This is a genomic window from Streptomyces sp. NPDC001902 (assembly GCF_042891295.1).
Classification (GTDB): Bacteria; Actinomycetota; Actinomycetes; order Streptomycetales; family Streptomycetaceae; genus Actinacidiphila.
The window spans coordinates 168,738-193,871 of the sequence record NZ_JBIATA010000010.1 but is presented as its reverse complement, the minus strand read 5'-3'; the positions used below and the strand labels follow the sequence as shown (position 1 = coordinate 193,871).

Annotated in this window: 26 protein-coding genes and 4 pseudogenes; 14 read left to right on the top strand and 16 right to left on the bottom strand. The window is 70.9% G+C overall.

Annotation, left to right across the window (positions count from 1 at the left end; translation table 11 throughout):
* Positions 1 to 125 precede the first annotated feature (125 nt).
* Together ACFYYN_RS18940 and ACFYYN_RS18935 are read right to left on the bottom strand one after the other, a co-directional pair.
* The gene (locus ACFYYN_RS18940; RefSeq protein WP_500546720.1) at positions 126 to 1,439 is read right to left on the bottom strand and encodes an MFS transporter; all 1,314 of its coding nucleotides are present in this window, start codon (positions 1,437 to 1,439) and stop codon (positions 126 to 128) included.
* Between the two features lie 25 nt (positions 1,440 to 1,464).
* A complete protein-coding gene (locus tag ACFYYN_RS18935; RefSeq protein ID WP_500546719.1) occupies positions 1,465 to 2,103 on the bottom strand; it encodes an HD domain-containing protein in 639 nt (212 codons plus the stop codon).
* Between the two features lie 137 nt (positions 2,104 to 2,240).
* Between ACFYYN_RS18935 and ACFYYN_RS18930 the strand changes: the two genes are divergently transcribed.
* The 3 genes from ACFYYN_RS18930 (at position 2,241) to ACFYYN_RS18920 (ending at position 4,555) form a co-directional block, all read left to right on the top strand.
* Positions 2,241 to 3,218: a GlxA family transcriptional regulator gene (locus ACFYYN_RS18930; protein WP_500546718.1), complete on the top strand. Its 978-nt coding sequence runs from the start codon at positions 2,241 to 2,243 to the stop codon at positions 3,216 to 3,218.
* 271 nt (positions 3,219 to 3,489) lie between these two features.
* Positions 3,490 to 3,735, top strand: a complete 246-nt coding sequence (locus tag ACFYYN_RS18925) for a DUF2283 domain-containing protein (protein ID WP_500546717.1) — start codon at positions 3,490 to 3,492, stop codon at positions 3,733 to 3,735.
* 481 nt (positions 3,736 to 4,216) lie between these two features.
* Positions 4,217 to 4,555, top strand: coding sequence for a YciI family protein (locus ACFYYN_RS18920; protein WP_500325979.1), 339 nt, complete (start codon positions 4,217 to 4,219; stop codon positions 4,553 to 4,555).
* Positions 4,556 to 4,685: 130 nt separating this feature from the next.
* Here ACFYYN_RS18920 and ACFYYN_RS18915 read toward each other — a convergent pair whose 3' ends face one another.
* From ACFYYN_RS18915 to ACFYYN_RS18880, 8 genes and pseudogenes are all read right to left on the bottom strand, one after another.
* Complete coding sequence (locus tag ACFYYN_RS18915; RefSeq protein ID WP_500546716.1) at positions 4,686 to 5,132, bottom strand: DUF1622 domain-containing protein; 447 nt, start codon at positions 5,130 to 5,132, stop codon at positions 4,686 to 4,688.
* 56 nt (positions 5,133 to 5,188) lie between these two features.
* Positions 5,189 to 5,836, bottom strand: a complete 648-nt coding sequence (locus ACFYYN_RS18910; protein WP_500325985.1) for a cysteine hydrolase family protein — start codon at positions 5,834 to 5,836, stop codon at positions 5,189 to 5,191.
* 260 nt (positions 5,837 to 6,096) lie between these two features.
* A pseudogene (gene fabG / locus ACFYYN_RS18905) lies at positions 6,097 to 6,734 on the bottom strand (3-oxoacyl-ACP reductase FabG).
* Positions 6,665 to 7,441: a 2-phospho-L-lactate guanylyltransferase gene (gene cofC / locus ACFYYN_RS18900; RefSeq protein ID WP_500546715.1), complete on the bottom strand. Its 777-nt coding sequence runs from the start codon at positions 7,439 to 7,441 to the stop codon at positions 6,665 to 6,667. The pseudogene fabG and the gene cofC overlap by 70 nt, the downstream one beginning before the upstream one ends.
* Positions 7,438 to 7,956: pseudogene (gene fbiC, locus ACFYYN_RS18895) on the bottom strand (7,8-didemethyl-8-hydroxy-5-deazariboflavin synthase); the annotation flags it as partial. The pseudogene fbiC and the gene cofC, both read right to left, overlap by 4 nt.
* Positions 7,957 to 8,128: 172 nt before the next feature.
* Complete coding sequence (locus ACFYYN_RS18890; RefSeq protein ID WP_499509914.1) at positions 8,129 to 8,350, bottom strand: helix-turn-helix domain-containing protein; 222 nt, start codon at positions 8,348 to 8,350, stop codon at positions 8,129 to 8,131.
* Positions 8,350 to 8,841 carry a DUF2975 domain-containing protein gene (locus ACFYYN_RS18885; RefSeq protein WP_500325991.1) on the bottom strand — a complete coding sequence of 164 codons (492 nt, stop codon included), beginning with the start codon at positions 8,839 to 8,841 and terminating at the stop codon, positions 8,350 to 8,352. The genes ACFYYN_RS18890 and ACFYYN_RS18885 overlap by 1 nt, the downstream gene beginning before the upstream one ends.
* A 147-nt stretch (positions 8,842 to 8,988) precedes the next feature.
* On the bottom strand, positions 8,989 to 9,435 hold the full coding sequence (locus ACFYYN_RS18880; protein WP_500325993.1) for a GNAT family N-acetyltransferase: 447 nt from the start codon (positions 9,433 to 9,435) through the stop codon (positions 8,989 to 8,991).
* Positions 9,436 to 9,634: 199 nt separating this feature from the next.
* Here ACFYYN_RS18880 and ACFYYN_RS18875 point away from each other — a divergent pair.
* From ACFYYN_RS18875 to ACFYYN_RS18860, 4 genes and pseudogenes are all read left to right on the top strand, one after another.
* Positions 9,635 to 10,213 (top strand): annotated as a pseudogene (locus ACFYYN_RS18875) (hypothetical protein); the annotation flags it as partial.
* Positions 10,214 to 10,235: 22 nt separating this feature from the next.
* Positions 10,236 to 10,694, top strand: a complete 459-nt coding sequence (locus tag ACFYYN_RS18870) for a S41 family peptidase (protein WP_500546714.1) — start codon at positions 10,236 to 10,238, stop codon at positions 10,692 to 10,694.
* A 103-nt stretch (positions 10,695 to 10,797) separates the two neighbouring features.
* Positions 10,798 to 11,772 (top strand): GNAT family N-acetyltransferase, encoded by a 975-nt coding sequence (locus ACFYYN_RS18865; protein ID WP_500546713.1) that lies wholly within the window; start codon positions 10,798 to 10,800, stop codon positions 11,770 to 11,772.
* Positions 11,773 to 11,965: 193 nt separating this feature from the next.
* Positions 11,966 to 12,433 (top strand): GNAT family N-acetyltransferase, encoded by a 468-nt coding sequence (locus ACFYYN_RS18860; protein ID WP_500546712.1) that lies wholly within the window; start codon positions 11,966 to 11,968, stop codon positions 12,431 to 12,433.
* Between the two features lie 70 nt (positions 12,434 to 12,503).
* Here ACFYYN_RS18860 and ACFYYN_RS18855 read toward each other — a convergent pair whose 3' ends face one another.
* Together ACFYYN_RS18855 and ACFYYN_RS18850 are read right to left on the bottom strand one after the other, a co-directional pair.
* A complete protein-coding gene (locus ACFYYN_RS18855) occupies positions 12,504 to 12,935 on the bottom strand; it encodes a cytidine/deoxycytidylate deaminase family protein (protein ID WP_500546711.1) in 432 nt (143 codons plus the stop codon).
* Positions 12,936 to 13,094: 159 nt separating this feature from the next.
* Positions 13,095 to 13,667: a GNAT family N-acetyltransferase gene (locus tag ACFYYN_RS18850; RefSeq protein ID WP_500546710.1), complete on the bottom strand. Its 573-nt coding sequence runs from the start codon at positions 13,665 to 13,667 to the stop codon at positions 13,095 to 13,097.
* Between the two features lie 203 nt (positions 13,668 to 13,870).
* Here ACFYYN_RS18850 and ACFYYN_RS18845 point away from each other — a divergent pair, with 203 nt between their 5' ends.
* The gene (locus ACFYYN_RS18845; protein ID WP_500546709.1) at positions 13,871 to 14,743 is read left to right on the top strand and encodes an NAD-dependent epimerase/dehydratase family protein; all 873 of its coding nucleotides are present in this window, start codon (positions 13,871 to 13,873) and stop codon (positions 14,741 to 14,743) included.
* Between the two features lie 163 nt (positions 14,744 to 14,906).
* Entirely contained in the window at positions 14,907 to 15,479 is a 573-nt protein-coding gene (locus tag ACFYYN_RS18840) for an LOG family protein (protein WP_500546781.1), read from the top strand.
* Here ACFYYN_RS18840 and pdxR read toward each other — a convergent pair.
* A complete protein-coding gene (gene pdxR, locus ACFYYN_RS18835; RefSeq protein WP_500546708.1) occupies positions 15,472 to 16,926 on the bottom strand; it encodes a MocR-like pyridoxine biosynthesis transcription factor PdxR in 1,455 nt (484 codons plus the stop codon). The two genes, ACFYYN_RS18840 and pdxR, sit on opposite strands and share 8 nt — an antisense overlap.
* Positions 16,927 to 16,973: 47 nt before the next feature.
* Here pdxR and ACFYYN_RS18830 point away from each other — a divergent pair, with 47 nt between their 5' ends.
* From ACFYYN_RS18830 to ACFYYN_RS18810, 5 genes and pseudogenes are all read left to right on the top strand, one after another.
* Positions 16,974 to 17,474, top strand: coding sequence for a carboxymuconolactone decarboxylase family protein (locus tag ACFYYN_RS18830; protein WP_500546707.1), 501 nt, complete (start codon positions 16,974 to 16,976; stop codon positions 17,472 to 17,474).
* A gap of 91 nt (positions 17,475 to 17,565) precedes the next feature.
* Positions 17,566 to 18,273, top strand: a pseudogene (locus ACFYYN_RS18825) (MIP/aquaporin family protein); the annotation flags it as partial.
* Between the two features lie 63 nt (positions 18,274 to 18,336).
* A complete protein-coding gene (locus tag ACFYYN_RS18820; protein WP_500546780.1) occupies positions 18,337 to 19,674 on the top strand; it encodes a CynX/NimT family MFS transporter in 1,338 nt (445 codons plus the stop codon).
* Between the two features lie 35 nt (positions 19,675 to 19,709).
* A complete protein-coding gene (locus tag ACFYYN_RS18815) occupies positions 19,710 to 19,958 on the top strand; it encodes a hypothetical protein (protein WP_500546706.1) in 249 nt (82 codons plus the stop codon).
* 11 nt (positions 19,959 to 19,969) lie between these two features.
* Positions 19,970 to 20,956 carry an SLAC1 family transporter gene (locus ACFYYN_RS18810; protein WP_500546705.1) on the top strand — a complete coding sequence of 329 codons (987 nt, stop codon included), beginning with the start codon at positions 19,970 to 19,972 and terminating at the stop codon, positions 20,954 to 20,956.
* A 53-nt stretch (positions 20,957 to 21,009) separates the two neighbouring features.
* On the opposite strand, the gene ACFYYN_RS18805 is transcribed toward ACFYYN_RS18810, so the two are convergent.
* The 3 genes from ACFYYN_RS18805 to ACFYYN_RS18795 all read right to left on the bottom strand — a co-directional run bounded on the left by ACFYYN_RS18805 (position 21,010) and on the right by ACFYYN_RS18795 (position 24,849).
* A complete protein-coding gene (locus ACFYYN_RS18805) occupies positions 21,010 to 22,038 on the bottom strand; it encodes an alpha/beta fold hydrolase (protein WP_500546704.1) in 1,029 nt (342 codons plus the stop codon).
* Between the two features lie 340 nt (positions 22,039 to 22,378).
* Positions 22,379 to 23,464 (bottom strand): metal-dependent hydrolase family protein, encoded by a 1,086-nt coding sequence (locus ACFYYN_RS18800; RefSeq protein ID WP_500546703.1) that lies wholly within the window; start codon positions 23,462 to 23,464, stop codon positions 22,379 to 22,381.
* Positions 23,465 to 23,658: 194 nt separating this feature from the next.
* Positions 23,659 to 24,849 carry a MalY/PatB family protein gene (locus ACFYYN_RS18795; RefSeq protein ID WP_500546702.1) on the bottom strand — a complete coding sequence of 397 codons (1,191 nt, stop codon included), beginning with the start codon at positions 24,847 to 24,849 and terminating at the stop codon, positions 23,659 to 23,661.
* Positions 24,850 to 25,134 lie beyond the last annotated feature (285 nt).

Genomic DNA, 25,134 nt, shown 5'->3' with positions numbered 1-25,134 from the left:
TCTTAAGCAAATTTACCCATCAGAATTTCGCCGACGCGGAAAGACCATTCACTGTTCGGCGCGCACGAGAATCCATGACCACACCAAGATATCCGCACCATCGCAGAGAATCGTTCTGCGCTTTGTCATGAATTCCCTCTGCCATCAACAAGCGCTCGGTGAGCGATCCCTTCGCTATGAGGTCGGCTCCGACCCTCGGTCGGCGAGTCCGCGCGCATCCTGCCCCCGAGAGGCCCGTGAGCACGTGACCGGCCGGCGTGGAGGGCGGCACCCATGGAGAGCACCCCGACGAACCCGACGTACAGGTAGCCCGTGGTCTCCAGTCCCCAGACGGGAGCCGCGAACCCCGCCGCGAGGGCGGGGAGGCTCAGCGCCGCGTAGCTGATCGCGTAGACGGCGGAGAAGACCTCCGACCGCGACTTCGCGCTCGTGACCTCACTGATCACGCGGAGGCTGCCGTTGAAGGTCAGGCCGACCCCCAGCCCCGCGACGACCGCTCCGCCCGCAGAGACGAGCGGTGACGCGAGAGCCATGGCGACCGCCAGTCCGGCCGCGCCCACGGCCAGGAGCGCCGCTCCCAGCAGGGTGGCGAGTCGAGCCGTGTGCCGCACGGACCACACGCCGCCCACGCTGTTGGCCAGGAACAGCACTGCGATGCCGAGTCCGCCCGCGGCGCCGGACCGCACGTGCAGGACGTCTCTCACCAGCGATGGGGTGAGCGCGAGGAACAGCCCCGTGACGGACCACCCCGCGACGAGGGCGGGGACGGACGCGAGAAACGCCGGCCGGGCATCCCGGGGGACCCGGACCCTGGGGCGCAGCAACGCCAGTCCACCGGCGCGTGGGGCGCGCGTCTCGGGCATCGCGAGGACGACCGCGGCCAGAACCACGAACGTGCAGGTGAGGACGGCAAAGACGTACGCGTCGGGACGCGGGGTGAACAGGACCAGCAACCCCACGGTCCCTGCGCCGGCGGCCATGCCGAAACTCGTGCCCACCGCCGTCATCGTCGGCCCCAGATGCGGACGCCCATCGGGCGAGAGCTCGACCAGACCGGCGCCGAGACCGCCCGTGGCCGCCCCGGTGGCGATGCCCTGCACCACCCGCGCGACCAGGAGGGACACGACTCCCTCGGCCGTCCAGAAGATCGCCGTGCTGGCCGCCGCCACGAGGAGGGAGGCGGCCAGCACCGGGCGGCGACCCACGTGGTCGCTCAGCGATCCGACCGTGAGCAGGGCACCGAGCAGACCCACGACGTACACCGCGAAGACCACCGTCAGCATCGTGACCGACAATCCCCAACGCGCCCGGTACAAGGGGTAGATCGGTGAGGGTGCGCTCGCCGTGGCCATCATCACCACGTTCGCGGAGACGAGCACGGTGAAGGCGGCGCCTCGTCCGAGACGAACGCCGGCGCGACGCCGGTTCACGTGTTTCATCACGTCGTCCACTACGGCTGTCCGATCAGCTCGGCCAGGGCGCGCCCATGATGCGCTCGACCGTGGTCGTACGACGGAACCCGGGGATGAAGTGCTCCAGCACGTCCGCGTTCACGGTCCCGTTCGTGGTCTCCGGGCGGTGCTGGAGTCCGTCGACGAAGGCCTGCAGGAACTCGTTCTTGAAGTCGCCCCGCGGATGGAGGGCGATCACCTCTTCCACCTGGGCACGATCCAGCTCGTCCAGGCCCAGGCCGAGCACGTCGGTCAGGACGCCGAGATTCGTGATGGCGATCTCCGGGCCCATCCGGTCGGGAATTCCCGGTGTCGTGTGCAGCGCGATGGCCGTCCAGACGACGTCGGCGGCCGTGGCCGGGAAACCGCGCTCCAGCATGAACTTGCGCGCGTGGTCGGCTCCGTCGACCTCGAACCGCTGCTCCACGTCGGAAAAGGGTGTCATGAGGCCGGTGTCGTGGAACATGGAGGCCAGATAGAGCAGCTCCGGGTCGGGGTCGAGGCCGAGCCTGCGGGCATGAATGGCGCCGAAGACGAAAACGCGCCGGGAGTGATGGTAGATGAGGGGGCTGGTCGTCTCCTGAATGAGTCGGGTGGCTTCGGCGACCGCGGCTGTTTCGGGAATCTCTACACCGGCGATGATCTCGGTCATGACCTCTGCGCTTTCTTATTTCGGTGTGTTATGAAGGAACGGTGCCTCCGACTTCCACACTGCCGACCACCGGGCGCTCGGCGCCACCGCAGTCCCGCCACGAGTCACCCGAATCCGGACGGGCGGAGAATGGCGGTGTGAACCCTGCTGCGCATCAGGTCGTGATCCTCGTCTACGACGGGGTCACGCTGCTGGACGTCGCCGGCCCCGCGGAGGTGTTCGCGGAAGCGAACCGGTTCGGGGCCGACTACCAGGTCGTGCTGGTCTCACCGACCGGGGACGACGTCGCCTCGTCCATCGGGGTCCGGATCGCCGTCTCCGGCGCCGCCACGGAGCTCGCCCCCCGTACGTTCCTGGTGGCCGGCTCGGACCTGTACCCGCGCAACGCCGTCGCCCGTGACCTGCTCGAAGCGGCGCAGACGCTGGCCGTCAAGGCCGACCGGGTCGCGTCGATCTGCACCGGGGCATTCGTCCTCGGCGCCGCCGGTCTCCTGGACGGCAAGCGCGCGACCACGCACTGGAAGGTCACGGACCAACTCGCGGCACGGCATCGGGCCAGCCGCGTCGAGCCCGACGCGATCTACGTCCGTGACGGCACCACGTACACCTCGGCGGGCGTGACCGCCGGCATCGACCTCGCGCTGGCACTCGTCGAGGAGGACTACGGCCCTGATCTGACCCGCGACGTCGCCCGTTCCCTGGTGGTGTATCTGCAGCGTTCGGGCGGCCAGTCGCAGTTCTCCGCCCCGCTGCAGGGACCACCGCCCCGCTCCCCGGCCATCCGCAGGATCACCGACCTGGTGACGGCCGATCCCGCGGGCAACTACTCGGTCGGCGAGCTCGCCAGGCACCTCAATTTGAGCCCCCGGCACCTCACCCGGCTCTTCCGCGACGAACTTTCCACCACGCCGGCCCGGTACGTGGAGTCGGTCCGGTTCGACATGGCGAAAGCCCTGCTCGACCAAGGGCACACCGCGACCCAGGTGGCGTCCCTCGCCGGATTCCCGAGTTACGAGAGCATGCGGAGGGTTTTCGTGAGGAGAATGGCGATAAGCCCCGCCGCGTATCAGCGCCGCTTCAGGACCGCGCACCGTGCCGGAACAGGGCAGCAGTGAGCATGCATCGCATTCGCTGAACTTAATATGTCGGACCGCGCACAAGGGGCACGGCATGAACGTCCAGGTCATCGCCGACGCGTCCGGCACCCGCGGCATCATCGAAGCGCCGACCGAAGCGGCAAACTCCGTTGCAGCACCACCCGCATCGCCGACATCATCAAGGCCGTTCTGGCCTTGCACCTCGCCCCGTCAGCCTGAGGACGGTGCGGCCTGGGGCCTCGGCTGGGCCAGCGCCGCCAGCGAACGACAGCAAGGGAGCCCGCTCACCGTGGCAGACGTCAGAGTGACCTACGACAAAACCGCGAACGCAGCGTACGTGTACCTCACCGAACCGCAGGCCCGCGTGAAGTCCGCGCGCGTGTATCCCTGCAATCCGGTGGACGTTGACGGCATGATCAACCTCGACTTCGACGAGCAGGGCCGCCTCATCGGCATCGAGGTGCTGGCGGCCAGTTCAAAACTGCCCGCGTACCTGCTCCAGTCCGCGGAGCGGCTGGACACCGAAGGCTCCTGAACCGGAGGCCTCACCCATGGCCCGCCGATGCCAACGGTCCCGTCGACCGTTCTGCCCGATCCCCCGAGCTGGTGCGGCTCGGAATCACAGGGCCTGCGGAGGTCGATGTCGTCGCGTCAACCCTCACCGCCTGCACCGCGATGAGCGACGACGAAGCGACCTTGCCGCTCCATGGATGAGCACGGTCCCAGCAATTGCCGTACAGCAGCGACCCACGGGGCGGAGCAGGGGGCGATCGGCCGCCTCGCATTCGCCGGTCCCGTCCGGGTCATGGGGGCGGGGATCATCGAGGGGCCCGACGAGCTCGGCCATGACGTCCGGTACGAAGTCGCGGGGCGCGGCCCACAGCAGCCGCCCTCGATCAGTGGTGCTCCCACGAAACCGTGGAGCGGCCGGCATGGGGAAGTGTCGGTTCTGAAGGCAGGCGTTCGTCGTAGGGTGAGGGGCGGCCGAAGGAGGCCAACGGCCAAGGGAGCCATGGATGACGCGGTACCTGATCTCGTTCGATGACGGCGCGATGACCTTCCCCGAGGAGGAGTTGCCCGAGGTGGCCGAGGCCTCGCACGAGGTGGTGCGCAAAGCTCAGGACGCCGGTGTGTGGGTCTTCGGCGGTGGACTGGAAAGGCAGCAGGCGAGCGTCGTGGCCACCGACGGGTCCGTCACCGATGGCCCGTACCCGGAGACCAAGGCGGTGCTCGGCGGGTTCTCGATCATCGATGTGCCCTCACGTGAGGACGCGCTGGAGTGGGCTGCCAAGATCGCTGCCGCATGCCGCTGTGCGCAGGAGGTCCGGGAGATCATGCCCGACTCGACCGTCTGATCGAAGACGACCCGCGGCGGCTGGGGCCTGGTTCGGAAGTGCCTTGTGACCTGTGGGCGCGATCGGCATGCCAGCCCTGCAGAACGCTCTGTGCAACGACCGGACAGTACCGGCGTTGCCGTGCCGTCGGTCAGGTAGTCGGCGGCCCGGAAGCGTCGCTGCGCCGGCCGCCGGCGCCACGCGGGGTCTCGTCGGCTTCGGCCACTGCCTTTTGCCATGGCCACCGCCCGGTGATCTCGAGCTCGAGAGAAAAGCTGAGGAAGGTCCGGATCCCCACGATCACGGCCAGCACTCCGACGCTTGCGTACGTCGGTGCGACGGCGACCGTGCGGATGATGTCGCCGGCTACGAGGAACTCCAGCCCCAGCAGGATCGACCGCCCGACGCGACGGCGGTAGTCGCGGTACACGCCTGCCTGTCGGCGACCGAGCCGCACGGCCGCGAGGACGGTCGCCAAGAGCGTCCCCACGACGATGACGGCTACGCCCGCGGCGTCAACGGCTCGACCGGCAAGCTCCACGACGTGTTGGAGCTCCACAGAATCCCCTCTCGCACCGACCCGGGTCCGCTCGTCCATGGTCCGCAAGCTCTGTATCGGGCGGACGCGAGCGCCATTCCCCCGCTGCGAGCTCCTCAGCGCATTCCGTCGAGTACTTCGTCAGTCGACAGCAAGGCATGGGCGAAGAAGCGGTAGTTGATGATCGCCGCCTGATAGCCGTCGCCCCATTCCGGGTGCCGGGGTCCGGCTGTCGCATCCCTGACCACGGCTACCTCGAATCCCTCCTCGATGAGGTGACGCATGTGGGACTCGACGCACATGTTCGCCAGCATCCCGCCGAGAACAATCCTTTGCATTCCCCGCTTGCGCAGTTGCAGCACCAAGTCGTTGGATTCCGGACCGAATACCTTGTGCGGGCTGGCGACCACCGTTCTGCCGTCTTCGATATAGGGCTTGAAGCGGTCCAGCCAGTCTGCCCCGGAGTTTCGGAACCCGGTCAGATCGAGCTGTCCCGCCCGTGCGAACGTGTGGGTCTCCAGCTCGCTCGTCTCGAGCGGCCCGTTCATTCGCCATCCGTTGTCGGTCGGGTAGAAGTAATGGGGCGAGATGAAGACCTCATATCCGCCCGCCTTGGCCGCCTCGAAGATTCTCTCCATGTTCTCGACGGTTCTGTTCTCCGTCACGCTCGCCCCCACCGCGTCCCAGTTCGCTCCGCTCTCGCTCAGCACGTCGTTCTGTGGGTCAATGAACACGACCGCCGTGTCGGTATTCCTGATTTCCACCTGGTGCTCCTCACGCGACAACGAACCACTGGCGTGATAATTATCGGTACAGCGGATGTCCTTCCGAAGCACATTCCGATCCGGAGACGCGAGGCCCCTTCCTGCGGAGGCGCAGTCCCGGTCATTCGGCCCTCCGTTCCACTTTGCCCCATCGCGGGGCGTTCTGCATCGGTGTATTGCTGCACCTCGGTCGTCGTCCCTGCCCTCCCCGGCCAAGCGCGGGCGGCCGTGGATCCCGACATCACTTGATCAGCGGCTGGTCACATGTGGCGACCGCCGGTCACCTCGATGACCGTCCCCGTGAGGTACGACGCGAGGTCCGACGCGAGGAAGAGCGCCACCGAGGCCACCTCCGGCGCCTCGCCGGCGCGTCGCATCGGGATCTCGGCGAGTTTCGCGTCCCAGATGTGGGCCGGCATCGCCTCGGTCATCGGCGAGCGGATCAGACCCGGGGCGATGGCGTTCACCCGCACGCCGTGGTGGGCCGTCTCCTTGGCCGCGGCCTTGGTGAGCCCGACGATGCCGGCCTTGGCCGCCGAGTAGTTGGTCTGGCCGACGAACCCGACCTTGCCGGAGATGGAGGAGAGGTTCACGATCGCGCCGGAGCGCTGTTCGCGCATGACGGCGGCGGCCAGTCGGGTGCCGTTCCAGCAGCCCTTGAGGTGTACGGCGACGACCTGCTCGAACTGCTCCTCGGTCATCGTCCGCATGGTCGCGTCACGGGTGATGCCCGCGTTGTTGACCATCACATCAGCCTGCCGAACGTCGAGACGCACAGGTCCACGGCGCTCCGGACGTCCGCCGCGGCGGTGACGTCGCACGCCGCCGTCACGACCCGGTCGCCCGCGTCGAGGCGTTCCGCGGCACTGCGGGCGACGTCGGCGTCGCGGTCGGCGATGACGACCCGCGCGCCTTCGCGCAGGAACGTCTCGACCGTCGCGAGCCCGCGATCGGCGTGCGCCCGTACGTGGCCGGGTCGAGCCGGCCGAGCGCGTCGGAAAGGTGGGAGTCGGAGTGGTTGACGAGTGGTGCGACGAGCAGCAGATGGGCGAGGTGGTCGACGTCGAACCGCAGTGACGCGAGGTCGGGTTCGGTCAGTTCGTGGGCGCCGGAGCGGCGGTGGGCCGCTCGCGATCTGGCGCCGTACGACGGTTGCAGGGCCTGCCCCGGGGCGGCCGTGAGCAAGGTGGTGCCGCGGCACTCCGCGTCGGCGACGAACGCCCTGTCGCGGGTGCGGGCGTATGCGAGGGCACGCCCGAGGACGGCCGGTTCGAGGAAGGGAAGGTCTGCGGGGAGTGAGGCCACGGTGCATCGGGGGTGGATCGCCCGGGCCGTCTGCTCGCCCTGCCGGAGGGCCTCGTTGAGGCCGGGGCCGTCGGTCAGGTCGGGGCGCACGTCGAGGTCGTCGACGGCGTCGAAGTCCTGGAGGCGGTCGAGTACGACGATGACCTCGCCGACCCCGGGTGCCGCCCGTGCGGCCGTCACGGTGTCGCGGAGCAGGGCGCGGGCGACGCTCCGACGGTCCCGCGGGCCCAGTTCGAGGCGGCTCTTGGCCAGTCGCAGGTCCTTCTGCGGGATGACGATCACCCAGTCCGACCGTCTCATCGCAGGAACCCGACGCTCAGCGGCAGGGCGCGGTGCACCTCGGTGTCGAACCCGAGCGCGGCCCGCGCGCGCTCGGCGGTGACGTCGTCGTAGGTGGTGGTGCGCTGCCGGGTGGTCCTGCCCACCGCGGTCGCCAGGTCCTTGATACCGGCGATCGTCCGCATCGACCCGTTGGTCGATGCGGCCATGCGGCTGATGGTCTCCTCCATCAGCGTGCCGCCGAGGTCGCTGGCTCCGCCGCGCAGCATGTCGACGCAACTCTCCGGATCGAGCTTCACCCAGGAGCAGGCGATGTTGTCGATGTGGCCGTGCATGAGGAGCCGTGCCAGTGCGTGGACGGCACGGTTGTCGCGGCGCGACGGGCCCGGACGGGCGATGCCGGCCAGGTAGATGGGCGAGCTCTGGTGCACGAAGGGCAGCGGCACGAACTCGGTGAATCCGCCGGTCTCCTGCTGCAGCCGGACCAACGTCCGCATGTGGTCGACCCAGTGGCGCGGCTCGTCGACATGGCCGTAACCCGGCGGGTACGTCGGCTCGTCGTTCCCGCCCGACGACGAACCCCCGCCCTTCCGGCTGGGAAGGACGGGGGTTCGTCGTCGGGAGGTCACGTGCGCGGGTCGCGCGTGCTCCACGTGCCGCGTCACGGGCCGGTGGTGCCAGGCGTTCTCACGCCCGGCCCGGGGCACTTCATGCGCCCGCGGCGTCCTCGGCCTCCCAGCGCAGCAGGTCGCCCGGCTGGCACTCCAGCACCTCGCAGAGCGCCGCGAGCGTCGCGAAGCGCACCGCCTTGGCCCGGCCGTTCTTGAGCACGGCGAGGTTGGCGGGCGTGATCCCCACGCGGTCCGCGAGCTCGCCCACGGACATCTTCCGCCTGGCCAGCATCACGTCGATGTCGACGGAGATCGGCATCAGATCACCTCGTCCAACTCGGCCCGCATCTGCGTCGCCTCGACGTCGCGCGCGACGGCCTGGGCGAGCAGCATCCGCAGCACGAGCACCATCAGCGCGACCCCCAGGATGGCCACGCCGACCCCGCCCATGATGACGGTGACGCCCGGGTCCTCCCGCTGGCCCGGCGCATTGATGGCCGTGACCGCGAACCACACGAGGGCGGCCGCCACGATCGCGCCGATCATGACGTCCACGTACCGGAAGGCGGCGTGGGAGAACACGGTTCCGCGTTGCACCATCCCCACAAGCCGCCAGACGCAGACCAGGGCGACCTGGGCCGACAGCATCCCCAGGATCGTGATCAGGCGCAGCGGGGTCAGCGGGAGCGACCCGTCCTCCGGGTCGTTGCCCGACACCAACGCCCACACCATCCCCGCCTGCACGAACACGGTGCCGGCAAACACCACCACCAGCACGGCGCGCAGCGCACGCACGGTCAGCTTTCCCATGACCCACCCTTCCATCGAGTTACGATGGAAACCTATCGAATCTCGATAGGTGAAGCAAGGGCGGGGACGGAGGGTGGGCGGGGCCTTCGCACCGTGGCGGAGCGCTGGCGGCGGTTCCCCGAACCCCCGGAAGAACCGGCCGAGTGCCTACGCATGTGTGTCACGCCGGTAGGTGTAGAGGATGAAGCCCTCGTGGAACCTGCCCACCTTGTCGTACAGCGCGCGAGCCGGGGCGTCTTCCAGGGTGTTCCAGTAGAGGCCCGGGGCGCCGTGTTCCTCCGCGTCGCGTGCGACCCATTCGATCAGCGCGGTCGCGACACCCTGCCGCCGGACCTCCGCGTCCACGAACAGGTCCGCCAGGTAGCACTTCCCTGCGTACCAGACGCTGGCGTGGAACAGGTAGTGCGCGATGCCGACCATCCTGCCGTCCAGCCGGGCGGCGATCCCGCGTATCCGCTCGTCGTCGAGCAGGCGTCGCCAGGTCCGTTCGTAACTGTCGTCGTGGCGTTCGACGTCGAAGTACGTGTCCTTGCCGCGGGCCAGCACTTCCCAGCAGGCGCGGTCGGACTCGGTCAGGAAGCTGATCTCCACCATGGTGCCCATCCTGCCGCGCCGCCGGATCGGCGGTGGGCGTCCGGCGGCAAGCCGGCGTCCGGCCGTCACCGGGGCGGGACGTGCCCCGGGGGGTGACGCCGGGTGCGGCGTCGGCTGATCGCTTGCCGCTGTCCGGGGACGGTGAGAGCATCTGGCGCGCACGCCGAAAGCGGGGTGCTGTGATGGGGGGACGACGTCAATGGCCTGCACGGCGACGGTCCGGGTCCGGACCGCCGGGTATCTGCTCCTGTGCGCCGCCCTGCTCACCGCAGGCGATGCCGTCCCCATGAGGGCGGCTGAAGGCCGGGTTTCCCCCAACGCCGCGTCAAACGGCATGTCCCCGCAGGCCCGGGCCTATGTCGATCACGCGCTGGGCCTGTTGGAGGAGTACTCCATCGCCCGCGAGCACACCGACTGGGCCGATCTGCGGCAATGGACCTATTCCCTCGCCCGGGGCGCGCAGACCACCGGCGAGACCCATCGTGCCATCGACGACGCGGCGCGGTACCTCAACAAACACAGCAAGCTGGATCCTCCGGAGACGGTGAGCGCGAAACAGGCGGTCCCGCCCGCCGAGATACCCGTTCCAACCGGCCGCGTCGTATCGCGCCGGCTGGGACTGCTCACCCTGCCCGAGAGGTTTCTCGGAACGTCCACGGCGGACCGGCGGTACGTCGAGGCCGGTCGGGCCGCGGTGCGCAGGCTGGACCGCACCGGCGTGTGCGGGTGGATCGTCGACCTGCGCGGAAACAACGGCGGCAGCATGGACCCCATGATCGCCGCCCTGGCACCGCTGTTCGGTGACGGGCGGCTGGGTCAATTCCGGCCCGAACGGCGACGTCCGCACCTCCTGGGGCATCCGCGGCGGGCAGTATCGCGACGAGTTGCCCGAGGGCGGCCGAACGGAGACCTTCGGTACCTCGCCGTACCGACTGGACCGCGCGGACCCACCCGTGGCCGTAGTCACCGACGACGGGACGGCGAGCGCGGCGGAGGCCACCGCGATCTCCTTCCGCGGACGCCCGCACACCCGGTCCTTCGGCTCCCCCACCGCCGGAGTGCCCTCGGGCAACATCACGTTCCCGCTGAGCGACGGCGCCCAACTGGTGATCACCAGCGTCGCCGAGGCCGACCGCACCGGTCACCGCTACAACCCCGACTCCCCGCTGGCACCGGACCAACCGACCCGGCCCGGCCGGGCCGAAGCCGCGGCAAGAACATGGCTTCAACAGCAGCCCGGGTGTGTACCGGAGGGCTGAGCCAGGGCCGCCGGAGGCCTTGAGCCCCCCGTCGCATCCACCCCCCGCCGGCGTCGGGAAAACAACGCGACAGCCTCCGGCCGGAGTCCGTACCGTCGCCCCCATGAACGCAGAATCCACCACCCTGACGTGGCGACCGCTCACCACAGGCGACGCGAAGACGTCGGCCGACCTCCTCAACGCCATGGAGGCCGAGGACAAGATCGGCGAGAACTACGAGGAGGCGGACACCCTCCAGGAACTGGTGGATCCTTACGCGGACTTGGAGCGCGCGAGCCTCGCCGCCTTCGACGGCGACGTGATGGTCGGCTACATGAAGGCCACCTACAAGCCGACCGCCGAGGACGTGCACCGGATCATGGTCGACGGCGGCGTGCACCCGCACTACCGTCGCCAGGGTGTGGGCACCGTGCTGCTGAAGGCCGGGATAGCGGGCGCGAAGGCGTTGCACGCACTGCACCAGCCGACACTGAGGCTCGAGGTCCAGGTCCAGAACTGCGAGCGCATCGCCGGTGCGGCCGAGCTCTTCCGCTCCCAGGGTTTCGCACCCGCCCGCTACTACCACTTCATGGAGCATCCCCTCGGTGACGCGATCCCGGACGCGGCGATCCCCGACGGGCTGCGGATCGAGCCGTGGTCGGAGCAGAACGACGAGGAGTTCCGGATGATCCGGAACAAGGCGTTCAAGGACCACTGGGGTACCGTGCCGGTGCCCGTGGACGCCTGGAAGAACAAGATCACCAATCACACCTTCCGGCCCGAGGTCAGCTTCCTGCTCCGGGACGCCGCGAACGGGGCCCCGGCGGGCATGCTGGTGACCATGTCGTGGGAGGCCGACACGGTGGCCACCGGCGTGCGCGAGGCACACTTCATGCTCATCGGGACGCTCCGCGACTACCGCAAGCGCGGCGTCGCCGGCGGCCTGATCCGGCACGCGCTGCGCAGCGCCGCCGACCAGGGCTACGGGAAGGCCAGCCTGAGCGTGGACTCGACCAATCCCAGCGGGGCGTTCGGGATCTACGAGAAGGCCGGGTTCGCGCCCAAGGAGCGGTACGTCCGCTGGGCGCTCGATGTCTGACGGTTTCGGTCCCCGGGGACTCGGTTCGGGTGAGTGCCTTGAGCCGGCAGGGCGTCGACCACTCCGAAAACCGATGGACACGCTCCAGGGCGCTCCGCGATCATCCAGCGCTGTGACAGATGAACCCGCCCGCCCTTCCCCGGCCCCGAGCGTCCTGAGGTCAGTGAGATTCGTCGATCTCACGAGCACGGCCATGACCGCCTTGCTGGACGACGACCTCGCCCGGGCCAGTGCCGAAGCAGGGGTCGAGTTCACGGACTACTTCCTCACCGACCAGGCGAAGTGGGTTTGGCGGTACCGGGTCAACCAGCTGGCCTCGGACGCGGGCAGCGCGGGGTGGCTCACCCGAGCCGTGGTGGCCGAGCCCGAAGGCGTCGTCGTGGGGTACGCCGGGTTCCACGGACCGCCCGACGGGACGGGCATGGTGGAGATCGGCTATTCGGTGGCCCCCGGCCACCGTCGCCAGGGGTACGCCAGGACGATGTTGACCGAGTTGCTGCGTCGCGCCGCCGCCGAATCCGGAGTCAAGACCGCGCGGGTGACGATCAGTCCCGAGAACACCGCATCCCTGGCCACGATTTCCGGCTTCGGCTTCGTGGAGGTTGGAGAGCAGTGGGACGAGGTGGACGGCATCGAGCTCGTCTTCGAAGTCCCGGTCTGAACAGGCTCATGCCAGAAGGCGGCTCTCCGTCCCGAAGAGCCCTACGCGCCAACCCGGTTGGCGTCTCCGGTCACCACACCGGTGTGCTCTCCTCAGCGTCGAGCTGGTGGTCCGCCCAGACGTAGCTTTCGGGAAGCAGGCCGGTGACGGGCACCGTCCGGAGACCGTCGTTCGTCCCGACGATCACCTTGAGCGCCGGGAAGTAGTCAAGAAGGACCTGGCGGCAACGGCCGCATGGGGGCACGACGCCTCGGTCGCGGTCACCCACGGCAACGATGGTCTCCAGGTCGTAAGCGCCCTGGGCGGCAGCAGCGCCGATGAGCACCAGCTCCGCGCAGGGGCCTCCGGTGAAGTGATAGGCGTTCACCGCGGTGACGATCCGGCCGTCCCGGTCGCGGGCCGCAGCCGCCATGGTGTGGTTGTCGCCCCGGCAGCGTGTGGCCGCGACGTACGCCGCCGCCCGGATCAGTTCGTGGTCGACACCGTCGGTCTGTGGGGTCATCTTCTATGCCTTCTCGCATGGTCAGGCGACGTTGACTGGTCGACGACGGCACGCAGGCGCCGGTCGTCGGCATGGCGGTTTCGCCAGATGATGTAGCGACGGAACATGCTGCCGTCCTCGTGGCCGGCGTGGGCGGTGCCATCGAGGGTGAAGCACTCGTCACACTGACCGGTGTTGGGCCCGGGTCTGCAGACTACCGAGCCTGGCACCCCGTTCATCGGGAGCATGACCTGCACGCTGGCGTTCCAGCAGGGTGACCGTGACGCCGGGCGCGACATGGCGCTCACCGACAGGTGTGAATCCGCGCCGACGGTAGAGCGCGAGCGCAGGCAGGTTGGCGGTCGCCGTGGAGACGACGGTCAGCTCCGCGGGCTCGACCGAATCCAGTGCGCCGAGTAGTGCCGTTGCGACGCCGAGGCGATGCGCGTCGGGGTGGACCACGAGGCGGCAGATGTCCAGAGCACCGTTCGGCAAGCGGGTCCAGGCGACCGCTCCGACGAGCCTCGACCCGTCGCGGACCCCGAGGAAGGACTCGTCGCACGTGCGCAGTCGGTCAAGGGACTCGTGCAGGGGCGGGATGCCGTCGAACCCGATGAGACGGGCTTCCACGGTGTAGGAGATCCGCTGAAGGTCCCACAGCTGACGCAGGGTGCCGGGATCGGCGAGGTCGAGCCGGACCGGTGCCGCGAATGCCCGGTGGAATGCGGTGGCGGGGTGGGGGTTGCCGGTCATGCTGCGATCCTCTCAGAATGCCCGGTCCGGGACTCCGCTCTCGCACCGCGTGGAGGCCCCAAAGAGGCACCGCCGAATTGGTCCGCCGACACATCCGCGAAATGGATCCGGCTCCGGTACCACTCACCGCCTAGCGTTGCAGGTACGACCAGGGACCGTCCGCCCCGATGGGACGGTTCCGCCTGATCACAGGAGAGTGGACCATGCATGTCTTCGTTGCCGGTGCCACCGGCGCTGTCGGCCGTCAGCTCGTTCCGCTGCTGCTGGCCGAGGGCCACCACGTCACGGGAATCTCGCGTGGCTCGGCGGGTGTCGAGCGCATTCGGCAGCAGGGGGCGACAGCCGTCCAGGCGGACGTCTTCGACCGGGAGGCGCTGCACCGGGTCCTGGCGAGCGCCGCGCCGGACGCGGTGATCCATCAGCTCACCGACCTGTCGGACGCGGACGGGGAGGCGACCAACCGGCTGCGGCGCGAGGGGACGGGCAACCTGGTGGACGCGGCGGTGTCCGCCGGCGTGACCAGGATCGTCGCCCAGTCGATCTCCTGGGCGTACGCGCCCGGGGAGGGGCCGGCCGACGAGAGCACACCGCTGGACGTCGGGGCGGCACCGCCGCGCGGGGGGATGGTGGAGGGCGTCCGGGCGCTGGAGGAGAAGGCCGCCGAAGTGGAGACGGCGGTGCAGCTGCGGTACGGCATCCTGTACGGCCCGGGCACCTGGTACGCACCCGGAGGGCCCGTCGCCGCGGCGCTGGCCGGGGATCCGTCCGCCCGGTTCCTCGGGAGCACCGAGGCGGACCTTTCGGTGATGTCGTTCCTCCACGTCGCCGACGCCGCCCGGGCCGCCGTCGCCGCGCTCGCCTGGCCCTCGGGTCCCGTCAACATCGTCGACGACGAACCCGCGCAGGCCCGCGAGTGGCTGCCGGCGCTGGCCCGCGCCTTGGGCGTTCCGGCCCCCGGGCCCGTACCCGGTCGCCTGGACTGGGCGCGGGGTGCGTCCAACGGGCTGGCCCGGTCGCGCGGGTGGCGACCCGGGCATCCCTCGTGGCGCTCCGGCTTCGCGGCGCAGATGGCCTGACGCGGGCCGGCGGGCCGCCACAGGTCGCGGCCCGCCACGGGTCGCGGGCCGCCACGGGTCGCGGGCCGCGGAATTGGTCCGGTGTTCCGCGCGGGCAATGGTCCGCGTGTGAGGGTGCAGGCCCCCGTACGTTCGGGCCATGACCGCTGCAGCGCCCGCGCCCATGAAGATCTGTGTCTTCCTCTCCGCCGCCGACCTCGATGAGCGCTACACGCGGCCGGCCCGCGCATTCGGGGAGCTCGTCGGCGCAGGGGGCCACACCCTGGTGTGGGGCGGGTCGGACACCGGGCTGATGAAGGTCGTCGCCGACGCCGTACGGGAGTCGGGCGGGCGGCTCGCCGGGGTCTCGGTCGGCTTCCTACGGGAGTGGGCCAGGCAGGACGCCGACGCGATGGTCTTCGCCGAGGACCTCGCCTCGCGGAAGGCCCAGCTGCTCGCCACGTCCGACGCGGTCGTGGTGATGGCCGGCGGCTTGGGAACCCTGGACGAGGCGACCGAGGTCCTGGAACTGAGGAAGCACGGTCTGCACGCCAAGCCCGTCGTGCTGCTGAACACGGCGGGCTTCTACGACGGGTTGGTCCTCCAGCTCCGGCGCATGGACGAGGAGGGGTTCCTGCCGGTGCCCCTGGCGGAACTGCTCCTCGTCGCCGACACCGGTGCCGCCGCGTTCGCGGAGCTGGAGGCCTCCCTCGGGGCCGCCCGGCAGGTCCCCCTCGCGGAGCGCCCCCTCAACTGAGGACCTGGGGCAGCACGCCGCACAGGGTGTCGAGTGCGCCCTTCCACGCGCTGTCCGAGGGGGCCGCGTAGTTGACCACCAGGGCGTCACGCTCGGGCAGCTGCCAGCAGGAGTCCTGCGCTTCGTGGCCGAATTCCCGGAGCCCGCTCACCGCGAGACCCTCCCGGGCCGCCGCCTGGACGACCGAGTTCTCCGTCCCCGCGGGGAGTTCGAGGACGACCTGAAGCCCCGCCTCCATGCCGGCCGCCCGGACGCCGGGCGCCCGCTCCGCCAGGGCTGCGACCAGTTGGTCACGTCGGCGCCGGTAGCGCTGTCGCATCGACCGCACATGCCGGTCGTAGGCGCCCGAGGTGATGAACTCGGCCAGCGTGAGCTGCTCCAGGGTGCTGGACATGTAGTCGCCGTACCCCTTGGCCTCCACGACCTCGGGGACCAGCTCGTCCGGGAGCACCATCCAGCCGAGCCGTACCCCCGGGGCGAGTGACTTGCTCGCCGAGCCGAAGTACACCACGCGCTGGGGGTCGAGGCCCTGCAGGGCGCCCACGGGCTGGCGGTCGTACCGGAACTCCCCGTCGTAGTCGTCCTCCAGGATCAGGCCGCCCGTGTCCCGCGCCCAGGCGACGGCCGCGGTGCGCCGCTCCGGGCACAGGGCGACTCCCGTCGGGTACTGGTGCGCCGGGGTCATCAGTACCGCTCCCACTCCCCGCAGGCGGGCCAGGTCGTCGGTGCGTGCGCCGTGCTCATCGACGTACAGGGGCGGGGTCCGCAGGCCGGCGTTGGTCAGCAGGTCGCGGTAGAGGTCCAGGCCGTACGCCTCGACGGCGACCGCTCGCGCCTTGCGGACCCTGAGGACCTGGGCCATCAGTGCCAGTCCGTGGTGGAAGCCGGAGCAGACGACGATCCGCTCCGGCTCGGCGTACACCCCGCGGGCCCGTGCCAGGTAGTCCGCGAGCGCGGCGCGCAGCTCCGGACGGCCGCGGGGGTCGCCGTAGCCCAGGGCGTCGTTCGGCGCGGCGGTCAGGGCGCGGCGTGCCGCGGCGAGCCACTGGGTGCGGGGGAACCTCGCGAGGTCCGGCGAACCCGGCTGCATGGCGTACCTGGGGCGGGTCCGGACGGGCCTGGTGCGGGGCGCTCCGGTCGGAGGGCTGTGCGGCTCGGCCCTGGGGGCCACCCGGGTCCCGGAGCCCTGCTGGGCGGTGAGCCAGCCCTCGGCGACCAGCTCCGCGTACGCCTCGACGACGGTGTTGCGGGAGACGCCCAGGTCCGCGGCGAGCGAGCGGGACGGCGGCAGCCGGGTACCGGGCGCGAGGCGCCCCGTGCGCACGGCTTCCCGCAGCGCGTCGGTGAGCCCGGTGCGCAGCTTGGTCCCGCGCAGTTCCAGATGCAGGTCGGCGCCGATCGCGGACGCAGGCGGTTCGACGGCGGAATTGGTCCGGGAATCCTTCATGTAATTGGACCATACTCCAGTACCACCCGATCCGTAGCGTTGCCGGTATGACGATGAACGAAGCACATGAGCACACCATCCGACTTCCGGAGCACGCGGCACGCATGGACTGGGCGAAGCTCGCCCCCGAGGCCTTCAAGGCGCTGGTCCGACTGGACTCGGCCGCGGGCCGCGGTGTCGACGCCGGCCTGCTGCACCTGGTGAAGGTCCGCGCGTCGCAGATCAACCACTGCGCCTTCTGCCTGGACATGCACAGCAAGGACGCCATGGCCGCCGGCGAGTCCGCGGAGCGCGTGATCCAGCTCGGCGCCTGGACGGAGGCGAGGCACTTCTACACGGCACGGGAGATCGCGGCCATCGAGCTCACCGAGGCGATCACCGTCGTGACGGACGGATTCGTCCCGGACGAGGTGTACGCCAGAGCCGCCGCGCAGTTCGACGAGACCGAACTGGCCCACCTCATCGCCGCGATCGTGGCGATCAACGCCTTCAACCGCATCGGCGTCTCGACCCGCATGGTCCCCGGCCACTACACACCGAACGCCTGACACGCCCGTCCGGCCGGGTCCCCGCCCGGCCGGGCAGGCCCGGCGGCCGACGCGTCCCCCGCTCGCGTCCCACCGGCCGCTTCCCCCGCTCGTGGCTCCTCCCCCGGCAGCAGACGTCAGGGGTGCCCCGCCCGGCGACCACCCCGACCAGGAGATCCACGTGGGTACCGCTTCCCCTCCGCCACGCCGGCCGGCCCTGGCCCGTGCGGCCGACGAGTTCGTCCTCACGACCGTCCTGCTGTTCCTCGCGGTGACGGTCGTGCGATGGCTGCGTGACCCGCAATCGTCCCTCTACATCGCCGACCTGCGCATCGCCCTCGTCGTGATCGGCGCCGTCAGCGGGGCCATCCTCACGGGCCTGATCCTCAGCCCTCCCGGACGGCGCAGCGGCGGCCACACCAACCCCGCCGTCACCGTGGGCCTGTGGCTGATGGGCGCCTTCCCCGGACGGCACGTCCTGCCGTACGTGCTGGCCCAGCTCGCCGGTTCCGCCGCCGGTACGGGCCTGGCACGCCTCGCCTGGGGTCCGGCGGTGGCGCTCCCGTCGGTCTCGCACGCCGCGATCCGGCCCGCCCCGACCTGGCAGCCCGTGCCGGTTCTCCTCGGGGAGGTCGGGGGAATGCTGGCACTGACCCTCGTCGTCGCGTTCTTCGTCGCCCGCCCCCGGTTCATCCGCGGTCTGGCGCCCGTCATCGGGCTGTCCGTGGGGGTGGTGATCGCCACCCTCGGCCCGCTCAGCGGGGGCTCGGTCAACCCGGCCCGCCAGTTCGGTCCTGCGGTCTTCTCCGAGCAGACCACCGACCTCGCGATCTACCTGGTCGGGCCCATCATCGGGGCGGCACTCGGTGCCGGGCTCTACCGGTTGCGGGTCCGGGCGCGCCGCACCCGCGTCACCGCGGCGGACACCGCCGCACCCGCCGCGCCCGGCCCGCGGCGTGTCCAACTGCTGGTCGGCGGCGCGTTGTTCGTGTCGGCGTTCAGCCTCAGGCCCGCGATCACCAGCCTCGGCCCCCTGCTGGAGGAGGTCCGTGCCTCCCTCGGCATGAGCGGCACGGTGGCGGGCCTGCTCATCTCCCTGCCGGCCCTGTCGTTCGCCGTGTTCGGCGCCACGGCGCCCCGGCTGTCCCGCCGGTACGGTCCGGCGGCCGTGATCTGCGCGGGCATGGCACTGGTCGCGACCGGCCTTTTCCTGCGCCCCTTCACCGGGCACACCGTGCCGTTCCTCGCCGCCGGCGCGCTCGCCCTGAGCGGCATAGCCGTCGGCAACGTCCTGATGCCCGTCGTCGTCAAACGCTGGTTCCCGCGCCGCGTCGGCACCATGACCGGCCTGTACGCGATGGCCCTCTCCTGCGGTACGGCCCTGGCCGCCGCGCTCAGCGTCCCGGTGACCGGCGCCCTGGGCGGCGACTGGAGGCTCGGCCTGGCCGCCTGGGGCGCGGTCGGCGCCGTCGCCGTGCTGCCCTGGCTGCCCCTGGTACGGGACCGGTCCCGGCACGCCGCGGCCGCCGCCGGTGCGTTCGCCGGGACTCCGGCCACGTCGACGGGCCGCATCACGGGCAGTCCGACGGCCTGGGCGCTCACCGTCTACTTCGGCCTCCAGTCGGCCGCCGCCTTCGTCGCCATGGGCTGGCTGCCGCAGATCCTCCGCGACGCGGGTGTGCCGGCCTCCGCCGCCGGCCTGATGCTCGGGGTGTCGATGGCGGTGGGCGTACCCATGTCCTTCGTCCTGCCCGCGATCGGCGGACGGCTGCCCGGTCAGGGACCTCTCGTCGTCGTCCTGGGCCTGTTCGGGGTCGTCGGCTACACGGGGCTGTGGGCGGCGCCCGGTGCCGCGCCGTGGGTGTGGACCGTGCTCATCGGGGTCTCCAACTGCGCCTTCTCACTGGCCCTCACCATGATCAGGATGCGCGCACGCACCGGCCCCGGCGTCGTACGGCTCTCCGCCTTCGTGCAGTGCACCGGTTACCTGCTCTCCGTCCCCGCGCCGATCCTCATCGGAGCCCTCTACCAGCACACCGGCGGGTGGGACCTGCCCGTCGCCGCGATGCTCCTGCTGCTCGTGCCGCAGATCGCCGCGGGCGTGCTGGCCGGCCGGGACCGGACGGTGGAGGACGAACTCCGGCACGGCGCGAAGGCCCCCACCCCTGCGCAACCGGTGCGCGGTCCCCAAGGCGCCCGGCTCAGGGCCCGCGACGAGTAGCCGCGCCCCCAGAGCGACGAACCGAGGGGCTGACCATGCGCCGTCTGCCCGTCGAGGTCTCGCTCGGCCCGGGACCCGGCAGGGGCCGGACCGTCGTCGACCGCCGCCTGCGCGTCGGCGAGTCCGAGATTCACGAGGGGCCCCGCGAGCGTCCGCTGGTGGACGTGGCGCTCGGGGCCGACGTCGCCCGGTTCGTGGAGCTGTACCTGGAGGCCATGGAGCGTGAGGGGCGGGGCCCGTCCGGTCATGCGCCGCAAGGACCGGTGAGGGAAATAGTGGGATAGTTTCCCATACCGTGAAAAATCGACCGATTCCCCTGAACTTCTTCGGCATGCCCTTCGGTCTCGTCGGCCTGGCGGACGCCTGGCTGACCGCCGCCGGGGCCGGTCGCGTGCCACGGGGCGTCGGGGACGCGTTGCTGGTCCTGGCGGCCGCCGTGTGGTTGCTGGTGACGGCCGTCTATCTCCACCACGCGGTGCGGGCACGGTCCCTGGCGCGGGACCTGACCGACGCCGCGGCCGGACCCTTCGCATCGCTGTGCGTCATCGTCCCCATGGTGATCGCCGCGAACGGCCTCTACGGCCGGGCGCCCACGGCCGGGCGGGTGCTGGTGGACGTGTTCCTCGTCCTCACCGTGCTGCTCGGCGCCTGGTTCACCGGTCAGTGGATCTACGGGCGGATCGACGTCGACCGCTTTCATCCCGGCTACTTCCTGCCCACGGTCGCCGGTGGTCTGCTGGCCGCGGCGTCGGCCGGGGCAGTTGGGCAGCAGCGGCTGGGGCAGGTGATGTTCGGTCTCGGCGTGGTCTGCTGGATGATCCTCGGCTCGGTGATCATGGGACGGTTGTTCTTCCGCCCCCTGCCGCCCCCGCCGCTGCTGCCGACCCTGGCGATCGAGGTCGCCCCCGCGGCCGTGGCCAGCACCGCCTACTTCGCGCTGTTCACCGAGTCCATCGACGGGGTCGCGGCCTTCCTCGGCGGTTACGGACTGCTGATGGTGCTGGCCCAGCTGCGGTTGCTCCCCGCCTACCTGAAGCTCCCCTTCATGCCCAGCACATGGGCGTTCACCTTCAGCTGGGCCGCGGTCGCCGCCGTCGCGATCCACTGGGTGGAGCGCCAGCGTCCGCCCGGGGCCGGGACGTACACCCACGTGTTCCTCGCCGCCATCACCGTTTTCATCGGCGGCATCGCCCTGCGGACCCTGGTCGCACTGGCGCGTCGCGAACTGCTGCCCCGCGCACCGGCTCCGCAGCCGGCCGAGCAGCAGAGCGGCGGCGCCTGAGGTGCCGTGGGCACCGTCACGGTTGCCGCGAGGACCGCCGTTCACGGCGGAACCTACTTCTGCAGGAAGGACTGCAGCAGGTTCGTCACTTCCTGGGGCTTCTCCTCGGTCACCCAGTGACCCGACCCCTTGATGACCCGGCCCTCGACGTTCACGGCGTAGTCACGCCACTGGTCGGCGATCTTGCCGCCGAACGACGCCTGGCCGCCGATCGCCAGGACCGGCATCCGCAGCTTGCCTTCCGCCAGGAACTTCTTGTTCTGGTCCACGTCCCCGCGGAGCTCGCGGTACATCTTCATCCAGGCCACCGTGCGGCCCGGCTCCTTCAGGTAATGGGCGTAGAAGTCGTAGTCGTCCCTCGAGAACGCCGATTTGTCGGCCAGGAGCTCCTCGATGAAGCCCTGGACGAAGACGCGCTCGTGACCGGAGATGAGCTGCTCGGCGAGCGGCAGCTGGAACAGGCCGAAGTGCCACATCGAGGGGGTCTTCGGGTTGGCCTCCAGCGCCGGGAAGCGGTACAGGCTGTCGTCCGGGATGGGAGCCTCCATGACGGCCAGGCGGCGCACCTCCTTCGGCCACTGGGCCGCGTAGGCGTAGCTGACCCACAGACCGACGTCGTGCCCGACCACCTGCACACCGTTGTTCAGCTTCAACTGCTTCAGCAGCTCATGCACGTCCTTGGCCATCTGCGCCTTCGCGTAACCGCCCCTGGTGACCTCGGAGTTGCCGGCGCCGCGAAGGTCGACCGCGATCACGGTGTGGTTCTTGGACAGCGGGCCCATCTGGTCCCGCCACTCGGCCCACGACTGGGGGAAGCCGTGGATCAGCACGACCGGTGAACCCTTGCCGCCTCGCAGGTAGTGCATGCGGAAGCCGTTCACTTCCGCGTACTTGGACGTGAAACCGGGGGGAGGTTTCGCCTGCGGGAAGGACGACGGGGAGGGAGACTCTCCCACCGCCGTGTCCTGCCCGCGGCTGTCGCCCCACGCTCCGGCGCTCGCGCTCGGGCAGACCAGCAGGACGGCAGCGAGCACTGCGATGAGCGCGATGAACCTGCCGGTTTTCCTGGTTGGTGTATCCACGATTCACCCACCTGAAGTGATTCGTACGAGGGAAGTCGAGGTGTTGCCGCAGGCCACCCGTGCGCGTGACCAGGGCGAGACGACAGCAGTGGACGCTGTCGCACCGGCGACGCCGCGCACGACCCAGGGGCCGTGGGTTCTCCCGCAGCGGTGAGCGTGCGGGCAAAGGGCAGATGGCCTGCCCTCCAGGCTGTACACGCCGGCGGGGGCAGAGCTGAACGTCGGGCCCTACGCGACCATCATGAGCACAGCACGCGGGGATACGCCATTGGGGGGACGGCCGCCCACCACTGACAGCCCGGTCGCCGACGTCACGCGGGGCGCTGCCCTCCGGCGGAGGTCAGCGCACCCGGATGCCGGCGCGGAAGACGGCCCGCACGTCGAGGAGCGCTGCGGGGTCCTTGACGGGATCGCCGTCGACGGCCAGCAGGTCGGCGTCGGCACCGGCGGTGATCCGTCCCTTGCGGCCCTCCACACGGCACAGCCGGGCGGCCAGGCTGGTCACGGAGATCAGGGCGTCGGCGGGGGCCACGCCCAGGCGGACGAGGGCGCCGACGCCGTGCGGGAGGACGTCGTGGGGCTTGTCGGGCCCGATGCCCGCGTCCGAGCCGATGACCACGTCGGCGCCCGCGGCGTGCAGGTTGCCGAAGGTGTTCAGGATGGTCCGGACGTGCGCGGCCAGGGCCGGGGGCGGGTTGAACGCCGCGCCGGGGGCCATGCCCAGGGTGAGGCTGGCGAACGTGCCGCTGTCCACGATGGCCGCGGCGAGGTCGGGGTCGTACGTGGCGCCGTCGGCGCCGAGGAAGGTGACGTGCTCCAGGCTGTCGACGCCCGCGTCGAGGGCGTCCCTGATGGCCTGGACGCCGTGTGCGTGGGCGGCCACCGGCAGGCCGAGACGGTGTGCCTCGTCCACGACCGCGCGCAGGTCCTCCGGGCCGTACTGGGAGACGTGCGGGGGCACGGAACCGGGCGTCATGTTGCCGCCACTGGCCATGATCTTGATGACGGCGCAGCCGCGGGCGTGGCGCTCGCGCACCGCGGCGCGCAGTGCCTCGGTGCCCTCGGTCTCGCCGCCGAAGAAGTGGCAGTGCCCGCCGGGCGTGGTGAGCGGGGGGCCCGCGGCGAGGATCTCCGGCCCGTGCTCCGGGGCCCGGGCGAACTCCTCGACGAGGGTCAGCGAGAGGTAGTCGCGGTCACCGAGGTCGCGGACGGTGGTGATGCCGGCCCGGAGCGCCGCCTGGGCCGCGGCCCGCATCTGCGCCAGCAGGTCCGGGTCGCCGTTCGCGGTCAGGGAGGTCACCGGGTCGGGGCTCGCGTCGAACGCGAGGTGGGTGTGGGTGTCGATGAGGCCGGGCAGCAGGCATGTCCGCGGGCCGAGGTCGACGACCGGGGTGCCGTCGGTCGGCAGCGCGCCGGTGCGGTCCACGCGGAGGATGCGGTCACCTCTGACATGGACCGTGGCAGGTCCTGAGCGGGTGAACCCGTCGAACATCGAACCGGCGTGTATGGCAGTGGTGTTGAGCAAGGTGGTTCCCCTTGAAGAGCAGTGCCGGCCCGCGGGACGGCATGCGTCGTCACGGAGACGGCGAGGATCGGGCGGCGGCCCGGGGCCGGCCGGGATCAGGCCAGCGTGCCCATCCGGCGGACGGCTTCGGTGAGGATCTCCGGCGACGTGGCGAAGTTGAGGCGTACGTGCCCCGCGCCGCCCGAGCCGAACTCCAGGCCCGGGGAGAGGGCGACCCGGCCGCGTTCCAGGAAGGCGGCCGCGGGATCGTCGCCGAGGCCGAGGGCGCGGCAGTCCAGCCACGCCAGGTACGTCCCCTCGGGCCGGTGGTACCGGACGCCGGGAAGGTGCCGCTCGAGCAGTTCGCCGAGGAGGCGGCGGTTGTCGTCGAGGCCGGCGAGCAGCGCGTCCAGCCAGCCACCGCCGAGCCGCAGGGCGGCGGTCTGGGCGATGACGCCGATGCCGCTCAGCTCATGGGCGACGCTCAGGGGGATGCGTCGCAGGACGTCGTCCGCCTCCTGCGCCCAGGCGAGCATTCCGGCGCGGAAGCCCGACAGGTGCCACCCCTTGGAGGCGGAGTAGACGGCGACGGCGTCCTCGGTGCCGGGGACCGAGAGGTACGGCACATGGTGCGCGCCGGACGGGACGAGCGGCGCGTGGATCTCGTTGGAGACGACCCGCACCCCGGACTGCCGCGCCAGTCCCGCCACCGCGGCCAGTTCCTGCGCCGTATGGACCGTCCCGGTCGGGTTGTGGGGGCTGCACAGCAGGAAGACCGTGGGGCGGCCGCCGTCGGCCGTCCGGCCGAACGCGGCCCGCAGCGCCTCGAGGTCGATGCGGTGGTCGGGTCCCAGCGGGGCCTCCACGACGCGGCGGCCCAGTCCCTCCGCGATGTGCCGGTGGAGCCCGTACCCCGGGGAGTTGACGACGACCACGTCCCCGGGCTCCGTCGTCACCTTGAGCGTCTCGGCGATGCCCGTCAGGGCGGAGGGGACGACCATCGTCCGCTCCGTCGCCATGCGCCATCCCCAGCGCTTGGCGGCGAATTGGTCCCAGGCCTCCGCCATCGTCGCGTCGAAGGGCGGGTAGCCGGTGTCCCCGCGTTCGAAGGCCAGGGACACCGCGTCCACGACCGCGGGGGCCGGGGTCGCGTCCATGTCGGCGATCCACAGCGGCAGGACGTCCGCCGGATGGTGACGCCACTTGATGCCCTTGCGGCGCCGCAGTTCGTCGATCGTGAGCCGGCGCAGCGGATTGCCCGCCCGCCGTGCCGTGTCGTCGGCCGTCTCGAATCCTGCGGGTGCCATGACCTTCCTCCGGTGGACGTACGACGCGGTCACGCGCCGGGTCCGCCGGGACGGACCATCGCCGGAGAGCGTGAGCGCGCCTTCCGGACTGCCGTCCTCACCCTAACAGAGTGCTTGACGCGTCAAGCACGCGGCGGTCGCACCATGCCTGGCCGTACGGCACCCCGGAACGCCGCTCCCCGGCCCGGTGCGGCCTGCCACCGTCGCGGTCGCGGCGGAAGAGTCGCTTCCACCGGCCGCCACCCGCGAGCGACGGCCCCGCGTGGCGGGGGCACGGCGACCTGC